Annotated in this window: 20 protein-coding genes; 7 read left to right on the top strand and 13 right to left on the bottom strand. The window is 45.3% G+C overall.

Annotation, left to right across the window (positions count from 1 at the left end; all coding sequences use genetic code 11):
* Nucleotides 1-131 precede the first annotated feature (131 nt).
* The gene (locus DDR33_RS07105; RefSeq protein ID WP_158280663.1) at nucleotides 132-737 is read right to left on the bottom strand and encodes a LuxR C-terminal-related transcriptional regulator; all 606 of its coding nucleotides are present in this window, start codon (nucleotides 735-737) and stop codon (nucleotides 132-134) included.
* A 791-nt stretch (nucleotides 738-1,528) separates the two neighbouring features.
* Entirely contained in the window at nucleotides 1,529-2,149 is a 621-nt protein-coding gene (locus DDR33_RS07095) for a hypothetical protein (RefSeq protein WP_109415075.1), read from the bottom strand.
* Nucleotides 2,150-2,717: 568 nt separating this feature from the next.
* Between DDR33_RS07095 and DDR33_RS07090 the strand changes: the two genes are divergently transcribed.
* The 3 genes from DDR33_RS07090 (at nucleotide 2,718) to DDR33_RS07080 (ending at nucleotide 4,970) form a co-directional block, all read left to right on the top strand.
* Nucleotides 2,718-3,314: a hypothetical protein gene (locus tag DDR33_RS07090; protein ID WP_109415074.1), complete on the top strand. Its 597-nt coding sequence runs from the start codon at nucleotides 2,718-2,720 to the stop codon at nucleotides 3,312-3,314.
* Between the two features lie 210 nt (nucleotides 3,315-3,524).
* On the top strand, nucleotides 3,525-4,229 hold the full coding sequence (locus tag DDR33_RS07085) for a hypothetical protein (protein WP_146198718.1): 705 nt from the start codon (nucleotides 3,525-3,527) through the stop codon (nucleotides 4,227-4,229).
* 39 nt (nucleotides 4,230-4,268) lie between these two features.
* On the top strand, nucleotides 4,269-4,970 hold the full coding sequence (locus DDR33_RS07080; RefSeq protein ID WP_109415072.1) for an alpha/beta hydrolase: 702 nt from the start codon (nucleotides 4,269-4,271) through the stop codon (nucleotides 4,968-4,970).
* Nucleotides 4,971-5,172: 202 nt separating this feature from the next.
* Here DDR33_RS07080 and DDR33_RS07075 read toward each other — a convergent pair whose 3' ends face one another.
* From DDR33_RS07075 to DDR33_RS07050, 6 genes are read right to left on the bottom strand one after another with little or no spacing between them, the layout of a single operon-like run.
* Nucleotides 5,173-6,372 carry an APC family permease gene (locus tag DDR33_RS07075; protein WP_109415071.1) on the bottom strand — a complete coding sequence of 400 codons (1,200 nt, stop codon included), beginning with the start codon at nucleotides 6,370-6,372 and terminating at the stop codon, nucleotides 5,173-5,175.
* Entirely contained in the window at nucleotides 6,365-7,237 is an 873-nt protein-coding gene (locus tag DDR33_RS07070; RefSeq protein ID WP_109415070.1) for a hypothetical protein, read from the bottom strand. Before DDR33_RS07070 ends, DDR33_RS07075 begins: the two co-directional genes overlap by 8 nt.
* Before the next feature lie 10 nt (nucleotides 7,238-7,247).
* Nucleotides 7,248-9,467, bottom strand: a complete 2,220-nt coding sequence (locus DDR33_RS07065; RefSeq protein ID WP_109415069.1) for a HEAT repeat domain-containing protein — start codon at nucleotides 9,465-9,467, stop codon at nucleotides 7,248-7,250.
* Nucleotides 9,467-11,041, bottom strand: coding sequence for a DUF6850 family outer membrane beta-barrel protein (locus DDR33_RS07060; protein ID WP_109415068.1), 1,575 nt, complete (start codon nucleotides 11,039-11,041; stop codon nucleotides 9,467-9,469). Before DDR33_RS07060 ends, DDR33_RS07065 begins: the two co-directional genes overlap by 1 nt.
* A 23-nt stretch (nucleotides 11,042-11,064) precedes the next feature.
* Entirely contained in the window at nucleotides 11,065-12,279 is a 1,215-nt protein-coding gene (locus tag DDR33_RS07055; RefSeq protein WP_109415067.1) for a DUF4876 domain-containing protein, read from the bottom strand.
* An 11-nt stretch (nucleotides 12,280-12,290) separates the two neighbouring features.
* On the bottom strand, nucleotides 12,291-15,089 hold the full coding sequence (locus DDR33_RS07050) for a TonB-dependent receptor (RefSeq protein WP_109415066.1): 2,799 nt from the start codon (nucleotides 15,087-15,089) through the stop codon (nucleotides 12,291-12,293).
* An 843-nt stretch (nucleotides 15,090-15,932) separates the two neighbouring features.
* Here DDR33_RS07050 and DDR33_RS07040 point away from each other — a divergent pair.
* The 3 genes from DDR33_RS07040 (at nucleotide 15,933) to DDR33_RS07030 (ending at nucleotide 17,153) form a co-directional block, all read left to right on the top strand.
* Nucleotides 15,933-16,238: a hypothetical protein gene (locus DDR33_RS07040; RefSeq protein WP_109415064.1), complete on the top strand. Its 306-nt coding sequence runs from the start codon at nucleotides 15,933-15,935 to the stop codon at nucleotides 16,236-16,238.
* Nucleotides 16,239-16,416: 178 nt separating this feature from the next.
* Entirely contained in the window at nucleotides 16,417-16,785 is a 369-nt protein-coding gene (locus tag DDR33_RS26940; RefSeq protein ID WP_158280662.1) for a glycine-rich protein, read from the top strand.
* Between the two features lie 188 nt (nucleotides 16,786-16,973).
* Entirely contained in the window at nucleotides 16,974-17,153 is a 180-nt protein-coding gene (locus DDR33_RS07030) for a histone H1 (protein WP_109415062.1), read from the top strand.
* 381 nt (nucleotides 17,154-17,534) lie between these two features.
* Here DDR33_RS07030 and DDR33_RS07025 read toward each other — a convergent pair whose 3' ends face one another.
* The 4 genes from DDR33_RS07025 to DDR33_RS07010 form a co-directional block, all read right to left on the bottom strand.
* On the bottom strand, nucleotides 17,535-17,921 hold the full coding sequence (locus DDR33_RS07025; RefSeq protein WP_109415061.1) for a MerC domain-containing protein: 387 nt from the start codon (nucleotides 17,919-17,921) through the stop codon (nucleotides 17,535-17,537).
* A 260-nt stretch (nucleotides 17,922-18,181) separates the two neighbouring features.
* A complete protein-coding gene (locus tag DDR33_RS07020) occupies nucleotides 18,182-19,069 on the bottom strand; it encodes a helix-turn-helix domain-containing protein (RefSeq protein ID WP_109415060.1) in 888 nt (295 codons plus the stop codon).
* A gap of 8 nt (nucleotides 19,070-19,077) precedes the next feature.
* A complete protein-coding gene (locus DDR33_RS07015) occupies nucleotides 19,078-20,082 on the bottom strand; it encodes an aldo/keto reductase (protein WP_109415059.1) in 1,005 nt (334 codons plus the stop codon).
* Between the two features lie 90 nt (nucleotides 20,083-20,172).
* Nucleotides 20,173-20,946, bottom strand: a complete 774-nt coding sequence (locus DDR33_RS07010; protein WP_109415058.1) for an SDR family oxidoreductase — start codon at nucleotides 20,944-20,946, stop codon at nucleotides 20,173-20,175.
* A 111-nt stretch (nucleotides 20,947-21,057) separates the two neighbouring features.
* Here DDR33_RS07010 and DDR33_RS07005 point away from each other — a divergent pair, with 111 nt between their 5' ends.
* Nucleotides 21,058-21,384, top strand: a complete 327-nt coding sequence (locus DDR33_RS07005) for a winged helix-turn-helix transcriptional regulator (protein WP_109415057.1) — start codon at nucleotides 21,058-21,060, stop codon at nucleotides 21,382-21,384.
* Nucleotides 21,385-21,521: 137 nt separating this feature from the next.
* Here DDR33_RS07005 and DDR33_RS07000 read toward each other — a convergent pair whose 3' ends face one another.
* The gene (locus DDR33_RS07000) at nucleotides 21,522-22,391 is read right to left on the bottom strand and encodes a sugar phosphate isomerase/epimerase family protein (RefSeq protein WP_109415056.1); all 870 of its coding nucleotides are present in this window, start codon (nucleotides 22,389-22,391) and stop codon (nucleotides 21,522-21,524) included.
* Nucleotides 22,392-22,402 lie beyond the last annotated feature (11 nt).

Raw genomic sequence — 22,402 nt, 5'->3', positions numbered from 1 at the left:
ATGTACTCTCTTAATTCTGTTGGGTGGTAGCCTGATTTATCTTAAAATATTAGTGATGTTTTAACTATAACAAAGCACGGATATATCTCAAGTGAGAACAATAACTCCAAAGGGTAATTTAATCGCGGAAATCATTTTAAATTAAACTTAAATGAGAACGAGACTAATTGCTGTACCTTTTCTATTTTAAGTTTCCTGAATATATGCTTGCGATGCTGTTTTACTGTGTTCAGGCTTACATATAGTTTTTCGGCAATTTGGTTGCTTGTACATCCTTCGCAAATCAGGGAGATGATTTCTTGTTCCCGCCGTGAAATTTTAAATTCTTCTGATAGAATGGCATCTATCGTCTGCCCTTCCCTATTGGAAGGTGATAAACGATGGATATTTCTGGATACCCGATTTATTTCATCTACCAGGCTAAGCGGATCTGCATAGGTTGTTAAAAGAGTATGGACGGTGAATTGCTTCAGCTTTCTCATTGCTATCTGATTGTTTTCAGCTGATATGGTGATAACTCTGGCCCGGCTCAAAACGTGCTTCATTCTTAAATAGATATCTGCACCATCTTTAAGCAACGTAGAAGCATCGATCAGAACAACATCGACGTCATTTTTAGACAGAAATAATGCTAATTCTTTTGTATCGCGCACATCTGCAGATATAATAAAATTAGGATATGTCATTAATAAAGCTTTCAAAGCCTTGGCTGATAGCAGGTGTTCGTCTACTATCACAATGCTGATAATATGGCTGTTCATAAGTTTAGATGTTTAACAGACGCTCGCAATTACCTTTTAACTCTGCCGCATACCGGGACGATTAGAAGCGAATAGATTTAAATATTTCTTAATTATTTTAGCCGGTGAGCTCTCCGGGAAAAGCATGGAACTGGCGTATCTAACTGTTTTTAATATCATCTTCTGCTGATCCTTCAGCATCGTTGACCTAACCTTTGGCAAGGTTGTAGAGTAAAAATTGATAATCATATACTAAAGTTTGTTTTCTGGCTTGTATGAGAATAATAAAGGGAAGCAGCATTCTGATTAATAAGATGGGCAACTAAAGACGAGGCCTATATTATTTTCATATTGGTAAATTGAATAGAATTGGTTGTCAATTGCATTTATAATACGTACGGATAGAGGTTAAATTCATCGTAGTGATTCAGCACATCTATTGTTTAAAAGGTCTCCTTATAGAGACGCGGCTCAAACAGTTATTAAATATAGACGGCTGTGGGGGAATAAAGGACCGGTAAAGCAGCGATATAAATTATAAAAGTCTCTCTATACTATAATGAATCGTAAGAAAATAGGTCCGCAGCACCGAATGGGAATAACAGAACATCCGGGCTGGAACCTAAGATGCATGGATGAAGGATTGATATTGCAAGCGTTGATGCGTGTAACCGAAGTGGTTAGTGGCATCAGGAAAGCAGAAGGAACGGAAATTGCAGGATTTTTAACTATACATAGCTGATTTTTTTCAACTGTGATTCCTGCAACTCTCATTTTCAATCTAACGGTTATCTGTTTTCATTAATTTTCAATCCTAAATAGGTTGCACTGCTGATCCCGGTCAGGGTCAGAATGCTGTTATCTACTTCCGGAAGGCTGCATTCATGCGGGTTTATTCTAAACAGGTATATAGTGATAGCAATAAGTGTCCACACGACATTCTGAAACCTATGAATACTAATTCCCTGGTCATCTGAAAGAATATCTTTAAAAAAACCATCGCTGGGTGCGTTCTGATGCCGGGGGTGTGCCACCTGGTTACTCTGACTTTGATCGATTATATTACCGAACGCTGCTGTGCCAGCACTGATACCCAGCAAGATGACAGCCGTCGAACTGGTGGTTAGTGTCAACACACAGACATGACTGCTCAGAGACAGATAAACATACGTACAGGAAATGATGACTGTCCAAACGCCGAATTGAACTTTTGAAAGGCTATATGGCCTGTTGATCTTGTTTGGCGGGACAGCCGCAAGCTGTGGTATGGCAGCCGCGTTAGCAGTAAAAGCACCAAGGTCGTCAATGGTATCCCTCAGGATATCAGACTTTAAAGCTAAAAGAATAAAGGTAATGCAAATGGTCAGAATGAGGGACCATGCAACAATGTCATTAAACATAAATTTCATATCAATTTTTTTTGGGTAATTGAGATATCTTTTCTTACAAAGCACTTATTGTTAATCGGCTTGAAATAAAGCCATTAACTACCTGTACTGAAACAGTTTACACTGTAATAGCAACGCTATTAGGACGATAATACGGCTATTTGTAGCTTCATCGATATTTAGTTTTATAGGGAAAGTTTATCGCTGAAAGACTGAAAACTATCAGTACTTCTATTAAGGTGGTATCTTTATTTTCATTTTAGAAAAATTGATGCGGGTGATTGGCTGATTGTTTCGTGTACTGTGATTTTCTAACAAAACACGGAGATAAGGCAAATTGCATCAATAGCCCAAAAGGGTAATTTATAACCAGAGTGGCAAATCCCTCGGGAACTGACAGATATTCCTTAAGTGGCTATCCCGAATCGCAATAGAGTTCAAAATAAAGCAATCTTATGCCAAAATTATTTGTATTTATAGCTGTCGTACTGTTTTCCTGCCAGGGAGCCAACCCGTTGAGAGGAACATACAGCGGAGAAAATGGAAGAGCGTGAAAATTAGAACACTTTGAGGGCGATAGTTACTGAGCATGAAAAATATAACCACATTATTTCTAACACTACTTCTTTTAGCGGCGTGCGGGAGAAAAACGGAAAAGAAAACCAGGGGAACGTCAACAACAATTGAAAACACCTTAAAAGACAGCATTCAATCACAAACAAACAAAGAAATCTCTACGACTGAACCAGATTGGTTGGCAGCGCTCCCCCTACGGGATTTTCCGATCACCGACAGTACCAGCTTCGACAATTTTGAAGAGATCGGGATGCCTGATAACGGTTTTTTGAAACGGATTAAGTTTGACCCAAGACGTAAGGATGCGAATAATTTCAGACTAAACTATAAAATTCCTTTCTCTGCAAACTTTACTTCTGTAGTGATTTCTTATCAATTGGGCGAGCATGAATTGTTCGCAACATTGATTACTGTAAGCAAGGAAAATAAAATAATCGATAGGCTGGAAATTGCTTATGATGAAGTGGCTGAATCAGCATTTGGAAAAACGAGCAAAATCGAGAAAGATAAAATAGTGGTAACAAGCTCAAATTGGATGAGCGAAGAACCTGTTTTTGAAACCGAATCATATCTTTTACAAAATGATGGTAAGTTTAAAAAAATAAACTAGCCTAAGCCTTTTAAGGATGAAAGCGCGATGCTGAGAATTAAACCTGGTCCATTATTCTTATTGTTAAGGGTAGAACAGGAGTGAGCAAGTATTATCTTGTTTGAACAGATTTCCAACTTTTTTTATCATCTGAATATGTGATTGCAGGTTCAGTATTTTTTCTACATTTGAAGACACACAAATAGATCTTAACATAAATAATCCTTAAGTATGAAAATCAATATTTTTTCTTGGATGGCAATGGCAGTTTTCTTTTTCTCCGCCTGCAAAAAAGAAAATGCATTAATTGAGCAGCCAGAAACTGTCAAAGAAGACCCTTTGGAATATGCAAAGGATAGTATTTCTTATAGTATTGACGGAATCACGTATAGTCTGTCTAAATATTATAGTTTTTATAGAGTATCTAATATGCAACCTCATTCTAAAGTAGATTCTATAGTGAAGAATGGTTATTATATATCCGGCCTTAAGGATTCTGTTTTATACTCAAGGACCTATGGAATATACGATGATCAAAACCGGGTTGACGTAATATTTATTAAAACTTATGCGAAAGCCTCAATGGTGCAAGCTCTAATTTTGAGACCAAAAGATGTGATGGACTTATTTACTGTTGGAATGAAAAATTATGCTCTAGACTATGGCCGGGATAATATACAAAATGGCATTGCTCTAAACATTTCCGGTGGCTTTAAAACATACGGATCTGAATCATTCAGGATACCTCCTCAATTAAGTCCGGACGCTCAAAAAAATTCAAAATTTGAAATTAGCAGTCTGAAGAAATTAAACTCGGGCACTTACATATTGGAAGCTAAATTTAATGCAATGCTTTTCAATGAGAAGAATGAAAGCAAAAAATTAGAAAATGGGTATTTGAGATTGATCATGGATGAAACACAATTCATCTTATAACAGTGTTATAATTCCCTTTGCAGGGAGATAAGTGTAATTATGAATTTTTCTGAAAACACAAAGCAAATACAAAATAAGGGTAAAAGCTTCACTGTCATGCTACTTGAAGCTGAGCAGCCGTCATGCTTAGTTCTTTTTGCAGCAGGGCGCGGCGGTAGCCCGGTCCGGCATCTTTCGTTACTGAGGCACTTAGCGCGCAAAGGATGCACCATAGTCGCGCCTTATTTTGATATGCTGCCATCTTCAACACCCACAAAAGAGGAACTGAATGGGCGCATTGAGCAACTTGAAATCGTTTTGAACCTGTATTCACATGTTCATCAGACATTCATAGGCATCGGGCATTCCATAGGAGCAACGTTGTTGCTAACGCTTGCAGGAGGAAAAGCAATAACGTTCACGGGGCATCATATCGGTTCCAATTCGATTTGGAAATTTGAGCGGCTTGTCCTTCTGGCGCCATCGGTTGATTTTTTCCTGCACCCTGGCGCAATAGAAACGGTTGATACACAAATCTATCTGCGCAACGGCAGTAAGGATACTGTTACGCCGCCATCTAAAGCATTACTATTGAAAGAAACATTTGAAAAACAGGGCCAAATAGAGTTTCTTTTAGATGACGAAGCCGGGCATTTTAGCTACATGGATGTACTTCCGCCTCAAATTGAAGATTGTCAACCAGACCGAAGTGCCTTTTTATCAGGTTTAGCCGAAGATATAAGCCGGTTCGTTATCTCTTAGTGTTGAGTTCTGTGATCACCATGGCCACTGCTACCTTATCCCGGCAGCACTATCTTCAACCAGGTTTCCACTTCCTGTACCAATCTCAAAACGTTATTTCCCTGGCAATGTGCATCGGCTCCGGTTTCGGCATCAAGGGTAATTCACGTCATGGATGCTTCTAAATGAGCATTAACTCTCTAACAATAGGGCGTTTTCTGCTTCATGGAATTATTTCTGTTACAATAAGATATCCGGAACTATACAGCGTTGCTGCCAGGTAAAGCAATGGTGCTGCAAGTTTTGCAAACCCGAGTTTTTTATAATGTAAAAACAGGACGGAAACAGCGAGACAGGAGCATAGATTCAGCAGAACGCCGGCAAATGCAAGCACCTGTTCAAATGTACCTGAGAGAAGCAACACCACGGTAATTATGTATTGAAGAATAATGGCTGTCGCCGGCGCTCCCCTGCTGTTTGAACGGCTTAGCCGCAGAAATCCGTAATCAGCTGAAATGCGGGTGATGACCCTTGGCCCTATCCAAACCATAGCGCTAATGGACGAAACGAGCAGAAGAGCGATAATTCCGGGGATGATTTTTGCGCCGGCAGTCCCAAAGATCGCCTCCGCTGACAATGCCCCTACTTCAATAACTCCGGTAAGACGCTGCAGGGGTACGGTTTTCAGAAACACATAATTTAACAGGAAATAAAGGACCATCACCAGGATGGTTCCCGTGATAACAGATCTGTAAATGTTCTTTCCCGGGTTATCAATTTCGTGATATATATAAACACAGGCGTTCCATCCGGAGTAAGCAAAGGATACATAAACCAGGCATACTGCAAAGCCTTTGGAAAAAATGAGGTGCGGAGCCCAGGTGTTATAGCCGGAATTCACGGGTCCTCCTTTACTGAACAGCAGCCCCGCGATGATAAAAACAAGGATCAGCAGCAGTTTGACGGCGGTGCTGATCAGTTGAAACCGGCTGCCCGCGCGGAGGCTGAAAAGATGGAACAGGGTAATAAGAGTTAGGCCGGCAATGGCCGCCGGTAACGGCGGCAGTCCGGGCAGTAACTGCCCCAGGTAGGCACTAAATCCCATGGCTGCCAGTGCTACCGGTCCCGCGAAACCTGCCAGTACAGAGATGATGCCTGAAAAAGCGGCTGCATACTTGTGATAAACCTGTGCGATGTAATGATATTCGCCGCCGTGTCCCGGATAAAGGCGTACCAGTTCGACGTAACTGAGTCCCCCGCAGAGCGCGACGAGCCCTCCGCACAACCATAGAAAAAGGATAACCGGAACTGATGGCAGGGGGCCTGTCTGAAATCCGAGACTGGTGAATACTCCGGTGCCAACCATACTCGCCACAACGAGGGCTATTGCCCCCGCTATGCCGATTTTCTTTTGCTTAATCATTCTCCTTCTGCAGCGCGTTTAACAATCCAATTACATCGGCAGTCTTGTCTTTTCTTACGTACTGCCCGCGAAGTTTACGGTAGCGCTCCAGGGACTTCACTGCTCTTTTATAGATTGCAGAGTCGGCCGCTGATGGCTCAGTATCTTTTGATATGGCATACACAAAGCGTCCTTTCTCACCTGCATATACCGGAATATTAAAAAACTGCCTCCCTGTCTTCTCTCCTTTCTGATGATAGTTCATGGATGCCTCAACGAAAAAGCGCACGGCGTGCTCCGGATATCCGTAAAGATAGCCGTACGACCGGTACCTGGCAGCAAGCCCGGAGTTTTCAGTGGTTGATATGAGCGCTGCCGGATTACAGCCGGGAACAAAGCCAAGCTGGGCATAAAAGTCCTTATTCGCTCTTATCATCGAATCGACCAGGCTTTCACGATAGACGTTGACGGACATTGCCCTCCGGTCTTTTGTATAGATCCTGTAGGGCGACATGACGAAGTGAAGGTCACCGAACTGGAGGGCATTTACCACACGCTGATACCTGGCAAGCTTTTCGATGCTTGCCGGTTCTACTGTCTTCTCATCATACAGGGTATTATCGGACGCGCTGTCGCGGGGGACTTTCACATAAATATCAGCGACACTACTCATCGGTTTCAGGTGTCCGGTGACGGTGTAAAGGGCCTCGTTATCGAGGGCATGAAGGACCAGGGAATCGGCAAGTGACTTATCTTCTTTGGATAATTGCTGATAGGAGGATGTTCGCTGACCGTTCTGATGTCTGACCGTGCTGCATGCAAGACCGAGAATTGCAATTAAAATATAAACGACGGATACGGATCCTATTCTTCTGAATTTTAACATGTTTTTAATATTAGTTGGTGATTGGTGTTACTGTGATAATATTTCTGACACGACGGGCTTCTTCCTTGAATTCTGAAGAGAAGGAGTCGTCTGAAAGGATCTTACTGCACATGGCTTCGATGGCCGGACGCTGATGCGACTGATCGAACCAGCTTAATGCTTCGAGAGCTGCGAGCCGGAGCTGCTTATCTTCATTGTGGTTAAGTACGAAAGCTGCGACTTCGGGCACAAGGATATGGTAATTATAATTTCTCAGTCGTGTCACTTCGAACCGCCGTTGCTTAAGCGGCACGTCGCGGCTGTTCAGTATCTTACGGACGGTATCCACACTGCTGCTGCCGCTGCGGACAGATGCCAGTATATCGGCTTTTACAGCACCAGGCCCGGTTATCCATGGGCTTGCTGCAAGCTGCTTTTCAGCCTCAGCAGTCACGGTTTCTGCCTTCATGAAAGGCAGCGATGCCCGGGCTCGTGAATAAACCCGTTCAGAATGCCGGTCGGCAATAGCCAGATGCACCAGGGCGGGCACAAGCTCATCGCGCCCGTCTTCGGCAATGTAGTAAGTGGCCCTTCTCCTGATAAATTCATAGGGGTCGTTCACACTGGCTTTGAGTACTTCAAGAAAATCGCGGTTATGATACTGGTGAAGGAGTTTAATGGCCTCCGTGCGGGTTGTTTCGTAGGGAGAGCTGAAATAGGTATTTTTCAGTAAGGCAGACATCTCTTTTTCGGAGATTAGCCCGGCAAGTTCCGACAGAGCAAGTGATTGTATATCGGGATCGGCTACGCTCAGCATAGTCTTCCAGTAGGATGCTGTTTTTCGTGTTGCCAGCGCTTCATTCAGATTATATTTCTGACTGCTCACGCTAAAGCGGAATGTAGGGTCGCCCATAAGATGCGTTTCCAGGGTGGCCGTCTTCTTCAGCCAGTTGCCGGCACGAAGCCCGTACTGAAGGAGGCCCATCATCTCGTCGGGCCAGAGATCCTGCAGCACTCCTACTGAGTTGGCCACTGTAACGATGTTTTTCCCGCCGCCAAAGGCATAGTAACCCGCAATGTATTCGTCGAGATGGAATGCCCCGTTGAGACACGCGTCGAGTAATACAAACCGTGCATTGGGCGGTGACTTTACCAGATCGGCGGTATGAATGTCGAGGTTGTAGTTGAATACAGAATCGGCGGCGACAACGGAGTCGAGCAGCGCGTCATCCATCCACGAAAGAGGAACATCAAGCCACTTAACATAGCCTTCTTTTGCTTTGCTGATATCCTGTTTCCTCCCGGCTGCAGCCTGGATCTTACTTCTGAGGTAACGTTTAATGTTTTCTATTGACGGCTGGGGATTCGAAGCATCGGGATACCCGTTGATCAGCTGCAGGTCCGTGTCGCCGTGGTCATGCAATATGGCCAGGTCAAGATCAGGCCTGCCCAGTTCTGAAAGAAGGTTGAACTTCAGGAAGGTATTCATCCGGTAATTGAAGAAACGGATGTTTCCTGCAGTGCTGAAAAGACGGGGGAACTGCTGCCTCAATGCGATCTGTTCGCCCGCCCAGGAGTTAAGCGACTCGGAGTTATAGCTGTGACTGGTGGACACCATTGCCTGATCGAGCACATTTGACCTCCCTTTTTCTTCGGCAGCTTTACGGAGATAGCCCCTGATAAGCTCGTATTTATCTTTACCAGGTATTGCCGGAGGTTTGATCCGCCCGGTATATATGTCCATATCAAGCTTCTGCGGCGAAGACGCGTCGAGCGAATAATAGAACAGGTTTTTCTGCAGCGAGTCCTGCTTCAAAAACGTGAAACTCAGGTGGAAGTCGTCGTAGTAACGATCGGAAGGAACGGAGGATTTCTGCCAGTTATACCGCTGATCCATCTTAAATACAGAGGTAAGATGCTGAGCGTTCCGGAGCATTGGAACGGGAATGTCTCCAACCAGCACAGCACCTTCGAGCTTTGCCGGACCTGTATGAAGATCCCTGAGAATGTTCCGGATCTCGCCGGGCTGCTTCCAGGTTTTACTGATGACATAAGTACCCAGGCCCTCACGTTCGATAGCCGATTTGTATTGCCTGATTTCATTTGCAGCCTTTGCAAATGTGACACTATCGGTAATTATTGCAAATGTAGTAACCGATTTGACTGCGGGTGTTATAACCTGCTGGGAAAGAGCCAACGGGATAAACGCAGCCGTACAGAAGAGAGAGGTAAAGAAAAGCTTTGTGTTCATTAATTAAGGATTCCTATAGTGAAACAAACAGATGAACGGGAACCGGAGAGCCCGCTTTCCGTACCGCTGCCGGTTGGCTTCGTCAGGGAGCCTTCCCCCCGGATGAAAAAAGCATTCCTGCTGCCGTCTTTTAGCGGAAATGTATGCTGGAGGTGCGCACCGGCCAGAAATGCTTCTGACGTGAGCCAGGCCTGATCGGGATGCAATACCGCAGCGGCCACATAACCGGAAGAATAGTCCCTGGCTACATACTGCAGTTCATTGTTAAAAATCGATACATACCCTGCGTTCATGCCGGCCGTAATACTCGTCCGCTTAGCGGGCTGCCAGTTTTTTTCGCCGTAAAGGGAATAGCGCCCTCTTCCGGCGGCCTGCTTATTCCGCGGATAAGCATAGCGGTTATCGAGGTCGGTGAAAACAGCTTCGACACCTGCAAACCAGCTGCAGGCGTCGCCGCTGTTTCTGAACAGCTCGTAGGCAGCGCGAAATGTATTCTGCGTGCCGGTGTAAAAAACAGAGGAGAAGATTGTCTGGAATGATTCGGAGGCAGCGTCGTACACCTGGTGATATTCCTTTCCCTTGCGGTCCTGTGCGTTGAAGGAAAGCGTAAGACTATGCCCCATGTGCGCCGGCAGGACCAGGTGCACAGAGCTCCTGTATTCGTTATAGGTGTACTTTCCTGCATTGACCGGTTTGGAGGTTCCATCGGTCACGTCCTCGCTGTAATACCTGAAACCGCCGCTCAGGACTATCTTAAGTTTGTCTGTTCTATAGAAATACTGCAGGTCGCCTCCGTATTGGGAACCTTCGTAGTTACGGCTGTATCCTGTAGAGATGATATCGGGTGCTCCGTGTTCGTATTCTCCCAGTCCAAGTAATTTATACAGGTTCTGGCTGTTCTGGGTATTTACCAGCTTTATATCCAGCTCTTCTTTGTAAGACCTGTACCAGCCATTGATTCCCAGGGCGTGCACAGGGCTGACATGCCATACCAGGGAGGGGGGTGCATCGATCTGATTTAAATAGTTAAGAGGCCGCGGATCGTTCTGACGGGCTCCGGTTGAAGCATTGTAATGGAGTTCGGCACCCAGATTGATCTTTCCACCGGCCAGCGGAACTGTTGCAGCGCGAAGATCGAGCCTGTAAAACTGCTTGTTCCAGTTGCCGCCCACCGAGTCGGCGAGTATATAGGGATTACCGCGGTAAGGATCGAGCACATCGCTCATCATAACACGCCTGCTCCAGACCTGATCGAAGGTAAAAGCTCCTGCAAAGCGGAACTTGCCGAGAGGCATCATGCGTTCTGACCTGAAAGACACCGCACTTTCCTCTGCGGGCTGCTGAGGCCGGCGGAAGCTTCCTCCCTGAAAAGAACCTGAAGCATAGGTGCTTCCGAGCGACGGAAATTCTGCCGTGCCCAGAGCGGCGGCATTATCTGTGAACAGGGCAGGCTGGGTAAGTTCGAGATACTTTAGCTGCCCGGGCAGCCGGATGCCGGAAATGCTGTCCTGGGCCCGGACGCCAAAAGCCAGGAGAAGCAGGACCGCTATTGTATTATATCTTATTAAGTTCATCTGTCTTTTTGTATGAATTCAAACTATTGCCAGTTTTTGGGCGTCGGAGTGGTAAGCACCTCAAAATCGGCCGTTGAGTTATTGGTATCAAGAAGCACCCGGCGTCCGCCAACGATGGTTTTTACCTTGCGCCGCACAGACTGTCCTGTGTATGTTCCGCTGCAAAAGGTAAAGCCGGCGTCGACAGCTACCGGGAGTCTTTTGAAAGAAAACGCATTTCCGTTGGCCAGCAGTTCAACGCCATCGATCACAGAACTCCGGGGGACCTGCACATAACGGGAAACACTTGTCGAACCGGGTTCTAGCTTTAAGGGCAAGCCGGAAGGGTCAGGATGTTTAAATATCACCATGCTTGCGCCGAAAACAGCGGTCAGCCAGTCGAAACCAACAGAACCGAGATAGACCGGCAAAAGGTTATCCACGCCCGCAGCGTCAAGATCACGGTTATCGCTTCTCTCGACGTACGATTCAAAATCACTGATCCCCGGCCCGAGGTTAACCGGAGAAGAGGGATTGCCGAGAGGATCAGTCTGATGGTTGATCCCATCCTGGGAAATAATGATGGACTTGCCCGGTGCTATAGGATATGTTTTACCATTTCCCGGCACCATCCATACATTCTGGAGATAAACATTTCCTGCATCTGTCTGGAATCCATAGGGTTTGGCAGACGACGAATTGCCGGCAGCGCCTCCGGTGTTCCCGATCAGGAGGCTATCGGCATAAATGGTGTCTGTTGAATTATTATAGATCTCGTAAAACTGATCGGAAAAATAAGTGCCGCCGGCCGGGGTACGCGAACCCACGTAATAGATTTCCTTGAATACCAGACTGCCCACCTTTCCGCCCTGAAGCCGGAGCTCTAAAGAGCCGTCGGACGTGACCTTCTGTACCGCTGACGAGGCATTCAGAAAAAGCTGTTCTTCGAATCCTGTAAGCGTGAGGGCTTCTTCCGGTTTTACTTCACGGCTTACGCTAAGCTGATAACTACCCGGTACCAGATCGGAGAATACCACCTCTCCTTCCCCATTGGTTGTCCCTGTGTAAGAATAATTGGTTACCGTATTTTTCATTACAACCGAAGCTCCTGTGGCATATTGCTGACTGTAGAGCTCAGGATAAGCTACTCTGACTGTATAACCGACTTTCCCCACAGAGTAATATTCATTTTTGCATGCCTGCATGGTGAAGATCAGTACACACAGGACGGTTATCTTTTTTATGCTAACTATTTTCATCTGTTTCGTTATTAAAAGCTGAAGCCGATTTCTGCCCCGAAGAATAGTGAGGGATTCCGCCTCTCAAACTCATTGAGATAACGGGTATTTTTCTCAAGCGGATTATTTTTCAGGACGTTATTGGCATAGAACGAGAACTTAAGCGAACGCCCGAGTTCCCTGGTGAGCCTGAGGTTGAATACCCAGCCCGGTGTCCATGATTCAGTGTTATACATGGCTGGATTGATATTCCTGTACAGTTCAAGATCGTCGGGGGTGATAGCTGCGCGTTCGGCTTCTGTAAGCCATACTGTATTGCCCGTCGCGGTTTCTATATATCCGATGGGTGATGCCTGAATGAGGTCATGGCTGCGGTCCCGCCACACTTTTTGTGCTGTGAGGGTAATCACAAAACGAAGTTCGGGGATATTGTGTACCGCCCTCGCTGTCGTTACCAGCCTTTCTTTCACGTTTCCCTCACCGCTGCCGAAGATGCCTGTCTTTGAAGGGTCCCTGCCTGCTTGTGTATATTTGATGTAGAAAACGTTCTGATTTTCTGACCGCGTTTCGAGCCAGGCGCCGTTAATCGTAAAAGAGGTCCGCAGATCGTCGAAGCGGCCGAGATCAAGATCGAATTCTACCCCTCTGTTAACAATCTTCCGCCCGTTGGAGGGGATATCCATGAGGGCTATGTAATTATTGTAGGACGAGGGGGAACTGATGTCGACAACCGGCGGCTGCCCCTGTGGAAAGGACGTAGCCGAATACTGGGGTACTTTGAGGATGTTGAGGCGGTCCTGGAATTCGTAACCATCGCTGGTACTTTCGTGGTAGGCGGTGACGTTAAGCCGGCGGGACCCGGCAAAGCTCCAGTCGAAGCCGATCTCCTTCTTATGGTTCCTGGTGATCCGGAGTTCAGAATTCCTTGTATCGAACACTCTTGTGTTGATAAGCACGAGGCTCTCTCCCGGCCTGTCGGTATAGTAGTTATAACTTAGCAGATCAAAATAGGCGTTTTCAGGATACAGGTACAATAATGAAGGCGCCTTTGCTGTAATTCCATAACCTCCTCTGAGCCTGAAATTTCTCACAATTTCGAATGACCCGTTTAAACGCGGTGACCACGCGGTTCCAAAGTCGCTTTTAAGAAAGCCTGAAGGCTGAACGTTGTCATACCGCAGGCCTGCAGAAATTACCAGCTCCCTTTGCGACAGACGTACAGAAAACTGGTCTTCAGCATAAAACGACAATTGCCGCAGGCTGGGAACGGAACTGAAGGTCCGCTGGCGGATAGAGTTGCCGTTGAGTATCCTCGGCGGATTCATCGGATCGAAGGTCTTGCCTTTTCCGTTATTCGCGTCGGACGAATACTGCGCCCCAAGCAGAACTTTGTGAAAACCGGAGCCTGTTCTGAAGTAGAAGTTATCATTAACCCGGGCTGAAATATTCAGGGGTTTTCCTTCCACCCAAACCCGGCTGATATATTCGCTGGGGACAAAAGTGCCGCGTGCAACAGTATCATTCAAAGCGGTCGACATTGGATATATGTAGCCGCTGAGCAGTTCCTGCTGGTAACTTTTCTGAACACCGTAATTCACCAGCAGGTTGTAGCCGAGAGACTGCGCAAGCCGGTATCCAAGCTTCCACTTTCCTTCAGTAGAAAGCCTAAAGCTGTAATCGCGGGACCTGCTGCTTGTCTGATACCGCATGTTATCTGGATCCAGTTTGCTGTTATCAAAGCCCATGATGTAGTTGAAATAGGTATTGCTGTAAAGGGGCCGGATCCATTTAAAATTCCTGGTATACTGGAGCGATGCGGTCACACGGTCATAACTGGTATAAGTGCTTCTTTGATCAGCGAGGGTCCGGGTGTAGTCGACAGAAGAATACAGGCTCCCGCCTTTATCTTCAGAGCCAACGCCTTTCCCGGCAGCAAACTGGGTGATCTCGGGATTAATACGCCCCGTGATTTTCAGGGGGGACTGACCGGCTTTTGTTCTCACGAATATTGAGCCGGACGACAAATCGCCGTATTCAACTGAAGGAATCCCCCTGACCACTTCCACCGATTCAATATTGTCGGCCGAGATCAGCCGCAGATCGACACCTCCGCCGGCGGCCGTGGCAAATGATGCACCGTTTCCTCCTGTCGATGTGTTCACTGCCTGCATGTTGGCATTGGCAGAAACCGCACTTCCGTTAATAATGACAGAAGTGCCGAATCCTCCCGTATTATTGCTGCTGTACTGGCGGATATTTGCTTTGTTAACGCCCGAAAGATCGGGATTGGCTGTAACAGCACCGGGCAGGAGTTGGAGGATGTCGGCCAGACTGGTTGCCTGTAAATGCTGGATGGCGGTACTGCTGATCACCGATGATGTAGGTTTGCCTGCATTGCTTTCCCGGGCCACTACCTGCACTTCCTTCAGTGAGAGGCTGTTAGGAATCAGAACTATGTTAAGCGTGTGCGACTTTCCTTTATCAATGTTTAATTTAAGACTGTATGGCAACGTGTTTATTGACTGAACCGACAGGGTGATATTGCCGAAGGGTATGTTCTTCATTGAAAAACGCCCTGACTGCCCGGTCACTGCGAACAGCCCGAGTTCATTAATACTTACGGTAGCACCTTCGACGGGCTTTCTGCTTAGACTGTCAGTGACAACCCCGCTTATAAAACCGCTGTGGGTCTGTCCTCTTGTTTTTATAGTATCGGCGGTGAAATATCTGCCTGTTGCAGATATAAGGGCCGTCCGCCCTCTTAGCGGGACGAGAATAATTAACAATCCAAATGCAATGGCTTTGGAAACAAACTTAGAATATGTGATCATCTCATGTCAGGTAATTATTGTATATAAGAATCCCATTTACAGAGCAAACTCTGTATGGCAGTCCTGTTATTATAACTCTCCTCCACACACCGGCCGGTGTTATGCATATGCCTGTCTGCAGGAATAGCAGACAAAGGATAATTATTTAGACTAAATATAAATAACGGCGCAAATATGTAAAACTTTCCCTTATCCTGCCAAAAGAATTCTTAATTTTTATTATAAAAGTTTTCGGTACGGTTACAGGGAACCAGAGTAACCAGAATAAGGAGGGCCTCTGGAATTTAATGCAAAACCGGCACCCTGCGATGTCCGCTCATCTCCCAGGGTAGAAAATTCACAAATAAAGATCTCAAAGCATCTAAACCCGGAGGTTGCCGGCAAAGAAGAACTTTCTTTGTGATCATCATGGTATTCACAGATAAAACACTTTGATGAAAGCTGTTTTGTTATTGATGCGCCTCTTGTTTTTCTGTATTCACCGCTCGCCTTTTTGTGTTCATGCAACAACTCAACAGTTACATTGCCCGTTAAAACAACGAGCAGAGTATATGAAATGAGTTGCTTAATGAAACGTAAATGAGACATATGGTTCTCTTATGGAATACAAATATGCAACAATATTGCAAATATAATACATTGAAAAATTTACTATCAAGCTATAGCCCGGAAGGTGTTAATGATTCTGAGGTGATCTTTGGGCTTACCTCTGTATTGACAGGGATATTCAACGAACAAAAATGAGCATGTAACTAATTGTGCGGCACAGAGCTACGATAATCGCGTGTGGTTTGGAAAACTATAGGAAGCATAATTTGTTGAAATCTCAAATTTAAACACACTATGCTTTCATCATTTCTTAAAAAAGACGGTAACGCTGAAAACAGCGAACTTAACAACAAGATAACGGATTCCATTGGACCTGTAATTGCTGAACACTGGCCTGCGATTGAACCTTATGCTGACAAGGCATTAGCCGCAGCCGAAGACGACGCAACATTTGAAATACTGGCCCGGAAAATGTATCCATGGCTTCCGATGCTGGTGCGTATGGCGGTAAAAGAGGATAAATTCGTGGCTTTTACTTTAGAGCATAAAGGACCGATCCTTGCTAAGCTGGCAGAAGTTAAGAACAAACAGGGCGCCTGAATCATTCAGCGATAACCTTCATAACGCGGTCAGCAAAGGCCGCGTTATGAATTATAAGTAAGCAGGAATCGGCCTTATCTAATATGCAAGATCTTACGCAATCACTTCATCATAAACCGTTTAACATGGCAATGAAGTAATATTCGTCACGCCGCCAATCTATGAATATACGGGTACTGTGCAATCTTTCACGGTCCCGGCTGGTGTAACATCGCTCGGGTTTGAAGTTTGGGGAGCGCAGGGAGGTGCTGGAGACGGTTATCCTGGGGGTAATGGTGGCTATATTGCGGGGACGCTCAGCGGCGTCACTCAAGGCCAGGTGTTCTATGTTTACGTCGGCCAGAAGGGATTAGATAGTGATAATACAAAAAAGAATGCCTTCAATGTACTAATGGCCTTATTATTACGTCGGAAAACCCCATTGATCGGTTTAATTCACAGAAACATAGATCAAGCGGCTTTCCATTCGCAAATAAATTACATTGATCCGATCTTTCTTCGCAGCATATCGACGAGAATAAATTCCGTTCGGCCTGCCCTGCCATGAATTGAAGATATAAGCAAAGAAAATACAAAAGTGGCATCACTACCAGCGGAACTTTAATATCAGAAGCCCTTAATTAGTAAGATAAAAGGTGAGCGGGTACACTAAACTGCACATTGAAACAGTTCCACCTTAAATAATCCTCCTCCCCTGCTAAAACATTTTTTTAATATTTGAATTAAACATTGATTATGGAAAATTTTCAAAAATTAAAAGAACTGGTAAGTTCCATCGAAAAAGAAGCACAGGCCTTCTACGAAAAAGGAAACAAAGCTGCTGGCACCCGCCTGCGGAATGGTATGCAAGAGGTTAAAACGATAGCAACAGACATTCGTAAAGAAGTAACCGAGATTAAAAACAAGGAGAAGTAAGTAACAGGCCTCTTCTCAAAAGAAGCACGGCCGACGCCGTGCTTCTTTTGCTTTTCACGGTTCACAAGCTAAACCGCGATGTCTTTTTTCATTTCTTCAAATCCTGAAAAAGATGTTTACAGTACACATGTTCCTGCGTTTGCTTCCCGTGCTTACAGGATGGGTTAAGAGTGGTAATTGCAATCAGTGCTGCCGCGGCAATAATTTTTTTCCTCATTTCGTTTCGGATGTATTATCGTCTTCCTGTGCCTTCAATGTTTATTAACGTATTCTTTTGTAAAGCTTATCCTGCACCTCGCTGTTATGCAGCAATGCAATACCTCATAGCTTACCTGGGGCATTCATTTGGTTATTGAAGATAACTAATATGTTACTCTTAACTTACGGATGCATCCTGCATGCAGAAAACCTCCAGTTAATATAGTGGGAAGCTGCAATTGTCAAACCTCCCAGGGGAATCAGGATCGGTTCCAAAAGCTCTGAATATGATAAATGCCCGAGCAGAATGAACCCAAAACCGACCGCCAGGAGCAGCAAAGGCATCTTTCTTCGATGGTGCTTTTTAAAGGATACACTCAACGATATTACGCCAATAATCAGAGCCAGTCCGATCATAAAAAGTTCGACCCATTCTTCTGCGAGAAACTCAAGTCCCCATAGCGGCAGCAGCGTGATGACCATGGGAAGCAAAGCACAATGGACTGCGCACATCGCACTGGCAGTCATACCTGCTCTGTCAAGCCGCCCGGTTATTTTATATGATTTCATCTGACAAAAATAACTAATGCAACTGTATTGCAAATATATTTTCACCTACAATTGCAACATTATTGCAACGCATAACAAGAAGACTTGGAAGACATGTTGAACCGGCGCAAAAAAACTCAAATCAACACACCCCATGTTAGAGGACATAGGTTCTTGCTAATTCTGGCGATTCATCTAACAATTACCAGCGCACATCAAATCTATCCCTCGCAACCATTCAGCTGCGGGGGATATTATGATTTCCGGTTTAACTCCTGCAATCAATTAAAAGCCTGACGAAATTCAAGCGGCGATAAATTCGTCTTCTTTTTGAAAAGCGTGCTGAACGATTGTGCATGCTCAAAGCCCAGGGCATAGGCGATCTCGCTAACAGAGAGACTGGTCGTTGAAAGTTTCTCTTTGGCCTTCGCGATCAGCTTTTCATGAATATGCTGCTGGGTGTTCTGCCCGGTATGGACCCGGAGCAGGTCACTCAGGTAGTTCGGCGACAGGTTCATTTGAGCAGCAATATATTGTACGGTGAGCAAACCCTGTACTTCGCTTTCAAAGTAATCATCGATCAACTGCTCAAACCTGGTCAGCAGAGCCGAATTATTATTCTTGCGGGTTAAAAACTGCCGCTCATAAAAACGGTTTGAATATTTTAGCAGGCTCTCGATCTGCGTCAGAATGATCTCCTGGGTATACTTATCGATATGCCGGCATTCCTTATCAATCTTATTGAGAATAGTGATCAGATCATCCTCTTCTTCGGCCGACAGATGCAGCGCTTCGTTAACGGCGTAATCAAAAAAACCGTAGTGATGAATACTGCTTGCCAAAGGATGCTGCAACAGAAAGTCGGGATGAAAGATCAGGAGATAACCGGACCCGCATTCCATATTTTGCAAGTCCAGTTGTTGCACCTGGTTAGGCGCGGTAAAGCTTAATACCCCTTTATCATAATCATAATGCTGCTGGCCGTACCTGATCTTGCCTTTGGCTTCCCGTTTGAGCGCCACGCAATAAAAGCGGTTAACAAAACCTTTCCAGATCTCGTCTTCCAAAAAGACGCTTTCAGCCAGGTTGATCACGCTCACCAGCGGATGGCGGGGTTGGGGCAGCGACAGCAGCCGGTGAAATTCTGATATGGAATTAATGGCGTTCATAAACAAATTTAATCAATTAAACCCATACTGAACTCATCATAAGGTGCACCAGTATCTGTACCTAAAGGGACTATGCTTTCCAGTTGCAAAAGATCAGCCTCTGTCAGCTCAATAGTAGTCGCAGCAAGGTTTTGCTCCAGGTATTTTCTGCGTTTCGTTCCCGGGATCGGTACAATCCCCTTACTCATGATCCAGGCCAATGCCAGTTGTGAAGAAGTCACGTTCTTTACTTCTGCAATGTCTTCAATTGCCTTAACCAGTTCAATATTCTTATTAAACATTTCGCCCTGGAAACGCGGGATCGCCCTGCGAAAATCATTCTCCGGCAGATCGTCGATGTTTTTGATCTGTCCCGACAAAAAACCGCGGCCCAATGGTGAGTAAGCTACAAACCCGATACCAAGTTCATTTAACGTTACTAACACTCCGCGTTCTTCCACTGTCCGTTCAAATAAAGAATACTCACTTTGTACCGCAGTAACAGGGTGTACAGCATGTGCACGCTTAACCGTTTCAGACGATACCTCAGACAGACCGATATAGCCTACCTTACCTTCTTTAACAAGCTCCGCCATGGCTTCAACCGTTTCCTCTACCGGCGTATTTTTATCCAGGCGGTGCAGGTAATACAGATCGATGTAATCCGTATTGAGATTCTTTAGCGAACGCTCAAGGGATTTCTTCACATAGTCCTTTTTGCCGTTGATGGCCCAGGTCACCTTATTGTTGTCATCGATTTCCCAGCCAAACTTGGTGGCCAGAATATACTGATCGCGTTTACCGCTGATTGCCTTCGCTATGAGCTGCTCATTCTTCAGCGGCCCGTACAGATCGGCAGTATCGAGAAAATTACCACCCAGTTCGAGCGAACGGTGAATCGTCGCAATGGCCTCCTGCTCATCCGCAGGGCCGTACATATGTCCCTCTTCAAAGCCCGTCATGCCCATGCAGCCCAGGCCAATCACCGGCACAACCAATCCCTGGCTGCCCAATGCAACTTGTTTTATTTCCATGATTCAAAGGTCGGTAAGCCAAATCTGATACATGTATGCAAACCCCTGAAGCTTGTAAGCAAATCAAGGAAAGCTATAGAAAAAGCAACTTTATACCGAAGGGGCAGCACCACCATCGACTGAATAATTCGTCCCCGTAATATATTTCGCTTCCGGCGAAACAAGAAATGCTACAAGGCCGGCGATTTCTTCGGGCTCGGCCATTCTGCCTAAAGGCACGCCGACCTTGTCCATTACCCCCTGAAATACTTCTTCTACCGTACTATTTGATGACTTTGCCAGGTTCTCAATAAAATCAAGCATTAAGGGCGTTTTTACTACCCCTGGAGAAACTACGTTTACACGTATGCCTTTGGGACCCAGTTCACCCGCCAGCGCCTTGCTGTATGCATTCAATGCTGCTTTTGCAGATGAGTACGACATGGTCATCCCCCAGATCGGTTGCTTTGCCGCACCTGTCGAAATGTTGATGATTACACCACTTCTCTGTTCGGTCATTGCAGGCAATAAGGCTTTATTGATGCGCACAACCGACATGAAATTCAACTGCCAGTCGTTGTACCAATGTTCATCCGAAAGCGTACTGAAGCCACCACCGGGGCTTAAATTAGCACCTGCATTATTGATGATAATGTCTATCCTGCCGTATTTTCTCAAAATTTCTATCGCTATCGTTTCTGCATCTTCCGCTTGTGTAAGGTCTGCCGGTATGAAATAATGACCGTTCGGGTTCTCGGCCGGTGCTGTTCGTGCAGTTACTACCACTTCAGCACCTGCACTGCTTAACTTATCGGCAATCGCTTTTCCGATACCTTTTGTTCCTCCTGTTACCAGGGCGACCTGTCCTTTTAATGAATTTTCCATGTTGTTTTTAGAATGAGTTGCAAAGTAAAATACATTACTTTACTTTTGAAAGTACTTACACGAATGTACAGTAATGCCATAAAGTAAAGCTTTAAACAGGATCAGGTACTTATGATTGATAAAAAAATAAAAAAAAGTAATGAAAGATGTGCGCTGCAGGAAATCCTGAGCATAATCGGCGGAAAGTGGTCTATGTCAATTATCTATGCCTTATTCCCGGGCACAAGGCGTTTCAGCGAATTAGAGCGGCTTATCCCGAACATAAATACCCGGATGCTGGTAAAGGAATTGAAGAATATGGAGGCGAATGGAATTGTCTCCAGGAAAGTTTTTGCAACCGTACCTCCTACGGTAGAATATACCCTGACCACGAAAGGAGAAAAGTTAGAGCCAATTATTAATGAATTACATAAGTGGGGACTTGAGTATGTTAACTAAAGAATAGGAATAAATAATGGCGCCTGGCGAGGCGCCATTATTTATACAGATCATTTAAATTACTTCTTGCTTATTTTATACAGCTTACCGCTATCAGTACCCCAGTTTAAGCTCATCGCCGTCACGCGGGCCAATGTTTAATCTTTTTTTAAGCTATTAAGATATTTTATACTCTCAGGCACCTGAGTAACGGCTGAACTGCTTTCGTCCTCAATATAATAATGTTTTACGCCGGCTTTACGCGCTGCTTTTATCACAGCCGGAATATCAATCTGACCGGTGCCTAAAATCACATCATTATCCTTCGCTGTAGTCCCCGAAAGGCTGCCACGTTCAACACCTTTCTTCAGATCCTTCATGTGAAGGGCCTTATAGCGGTTGCTGTATTTCGCCAGCAGTTGCGCAGGATCCTGCCCCGGAAAAAATGCCCAGAGGATATCAAGTTCCATGCCTACATATTTGGGATCGGTATTTTTCAGCAGGTAGTCATACAGTGTACCATCCTGGTAAGGTTCAAACTCGAAACCGTGATTGTGATAAATGAAAGTAAGGCCGTACTTATCTTTTAACAGCTTGCCGTACTTATTAAAATCGGCAACCGCCTGTTTAGCATTCTCTAATGTGAAAGCGCCTTTGTGGGGGATACTGGATATCCTGACATACTTTGCACCCAGAGTTAAGGCAGCCTTTCCCACTTCATCAGTCTTATTTACCAGATCTTCATAACTCACACCGTACGACGAACATTTGATTCCCCTGGCATCGCACATTTTGCGTAAGCCGTCAGGGGTTTGTTTAAACAGGCTCGAAAATTCGATATCAGTTATCCCGAGTCCTTTTAACACATCCAGCGTTCCGGGCACATCCTGAGCAAACTGATTTCTGTAAGTGTACGAAACCATACCCGGCGCTTCCGGGAATAATTGTTTTTGGGCGAACGTCTGGCCACTGGTTAGACCTGTTATTAAAAACAGCGTTAGTAATCCTTTTTTCAGGTGACGGATCATACTTTGAAATT

It is taken from the genome of Pararcticibacter amylolyticus (assembly GCF_003130405.1).
GTDB classification, from domain to species: domain Bacteria; phylum Bacteroidota; class Bacteroidia; order Sphingobacteriales; family Sphingobacteriaceae; genus Arcticibacter; species Arcticibacter amylolyticus.
The sequence above is the reverse complement of the archived record's forward strand: the minus strand, read 5'-3'. Positions and strand labels throughout refer to the sequence as shown.

Excerpts from the sequence above, each read along its gene's own strand:
- DDR33_RS07085 (WP_146198718.1), top strand. The coding sequence starts at position 3,525 with ATGAAAATCAATATTTTTTCTTGGATGGCAATGGCAGTTTTCTTTTTC.
- DDR33_RS07095 (WP_109415075.1), bottom strand. The coding sequence starts at position 2,149 with ATGAAATTTATGTTTAATGACATTGTTGCATGGTCCCTCATTCTGACC.
- DDR33_RS07025 (WP_109415061.1), bottom strand. The coding sequence starts at position 17,921 with ATGAAATCATATAAAATAACCGGGCGGCTTGACAGAGCAGGTATGACT.
- DDR33_RS07020 (WP_109415060.1), bottom strand. The coding sequence starts at position 19,069 with ATGAACGCCATTAATTCCATATCAGAATTTCACCGGCTGCTGTCGCTG.
- DDR33_RS07015 (WP_109415059.1), bottom strand. The coding sequence starts at position 20,082 with ATGGAAATAAAACAAGTTGCATTGGGCAGCCAGGGATTGGTTGTGCCG.
- DDR33_RS07060 (WP_109415068.1), bottom strand. The coding sequence starts at position 11,041 with ATGAACTTAATAAGATATAATACAATAGCGGTCCTGCTTCTCCTGGCT.
- DDR33_RS07010 (WP_109415058.1), bottom strand. The coding sequence starts at position 20,946 with ATGGAAAATTCATTAAAAGGACAGGTCGCCCTGGTAACAGGAGGAACA.
- DDR33_RS07040 (WP_109415064.1), top strand. The coding sequence starts at position 15,933 with ATGCTTTCATCATTTCTTAAAAAAGACGGTAACGCTGAAAACAGCGAA.
- DDR33_RS07090 (WP_109415074.1), top strand. The coding sequence starts at position 2,718 with ATGAAAAATATAACCACATTATTTCTAACACTACTTCTTTTAGCGGCG.
- DDR33_RS07005 (WP_109415057.1), top strand. The coding sequence starts at position 21,058 with ATGATTGATAAAAAAATAAAAAAAAGTAATGAAAGATGTGCGCTGCAG.
- DDR33_RS07055 (WP_109415067.1), bottom strand. The coding sequence starts at position 12,279 with ATGAAAATAGTTAGCATAAAAAAGATAACCGTCCTGTGTGTACTGATC.
- DDR33_RS07075 (WP_109415071.1), bottom strand. The coding sequence starts at position 6,372 with ATGATTAAGCAAAAGAAAATCGGCATAGCGGGGGCAATAGCCCTCGTT.
- DDR33_RS07000 (WP_109415056.1), bottom strand. The coding sequence starts at position 22,391 with ATGATCCGTCACCTGAAAAAAGGATTACTAACGCTGTTTTTAATAACA.
- DDR33_RS07030 (WP_109415062.1), top strand. The coding sequence starts at position 16,974 with ATGGAAAATTTTCAAAAATTAAAAGAACTGGTAAGTTCCATCGAAAAA.
- DDR33_RS07065 (WP_109415069.1), bottom strand. The coding sequence starts at position 9,467 with ATGAACACAAAGCTTTTCTTTACCTCTCTCTTCTGTACGGCTGCGTTT.
- DDR33_RS07050 (WP_109415066.1), bottom strand. The coding sequence starts at position 15,089 with ATGATCACATATTCTAAGTTTGTTTCCAAAGCCATTGCATTTGGATTG.
- DDR33_RS07080 (WP_109415072.1), top strand. The coding sequence starts at position 4,269 with ATGAATTTTTCTGAAAACACAAAGCAAATACAAAATAAGGGTAAAAGC.
- DDR33_RS07070 (WP_109415070.1), bottom strand. The coding sequence starts at position 7,237 with ATGTTAAAATTCAGAAGAATAGGATCCGTATCCGTCGTTTATATTTTA.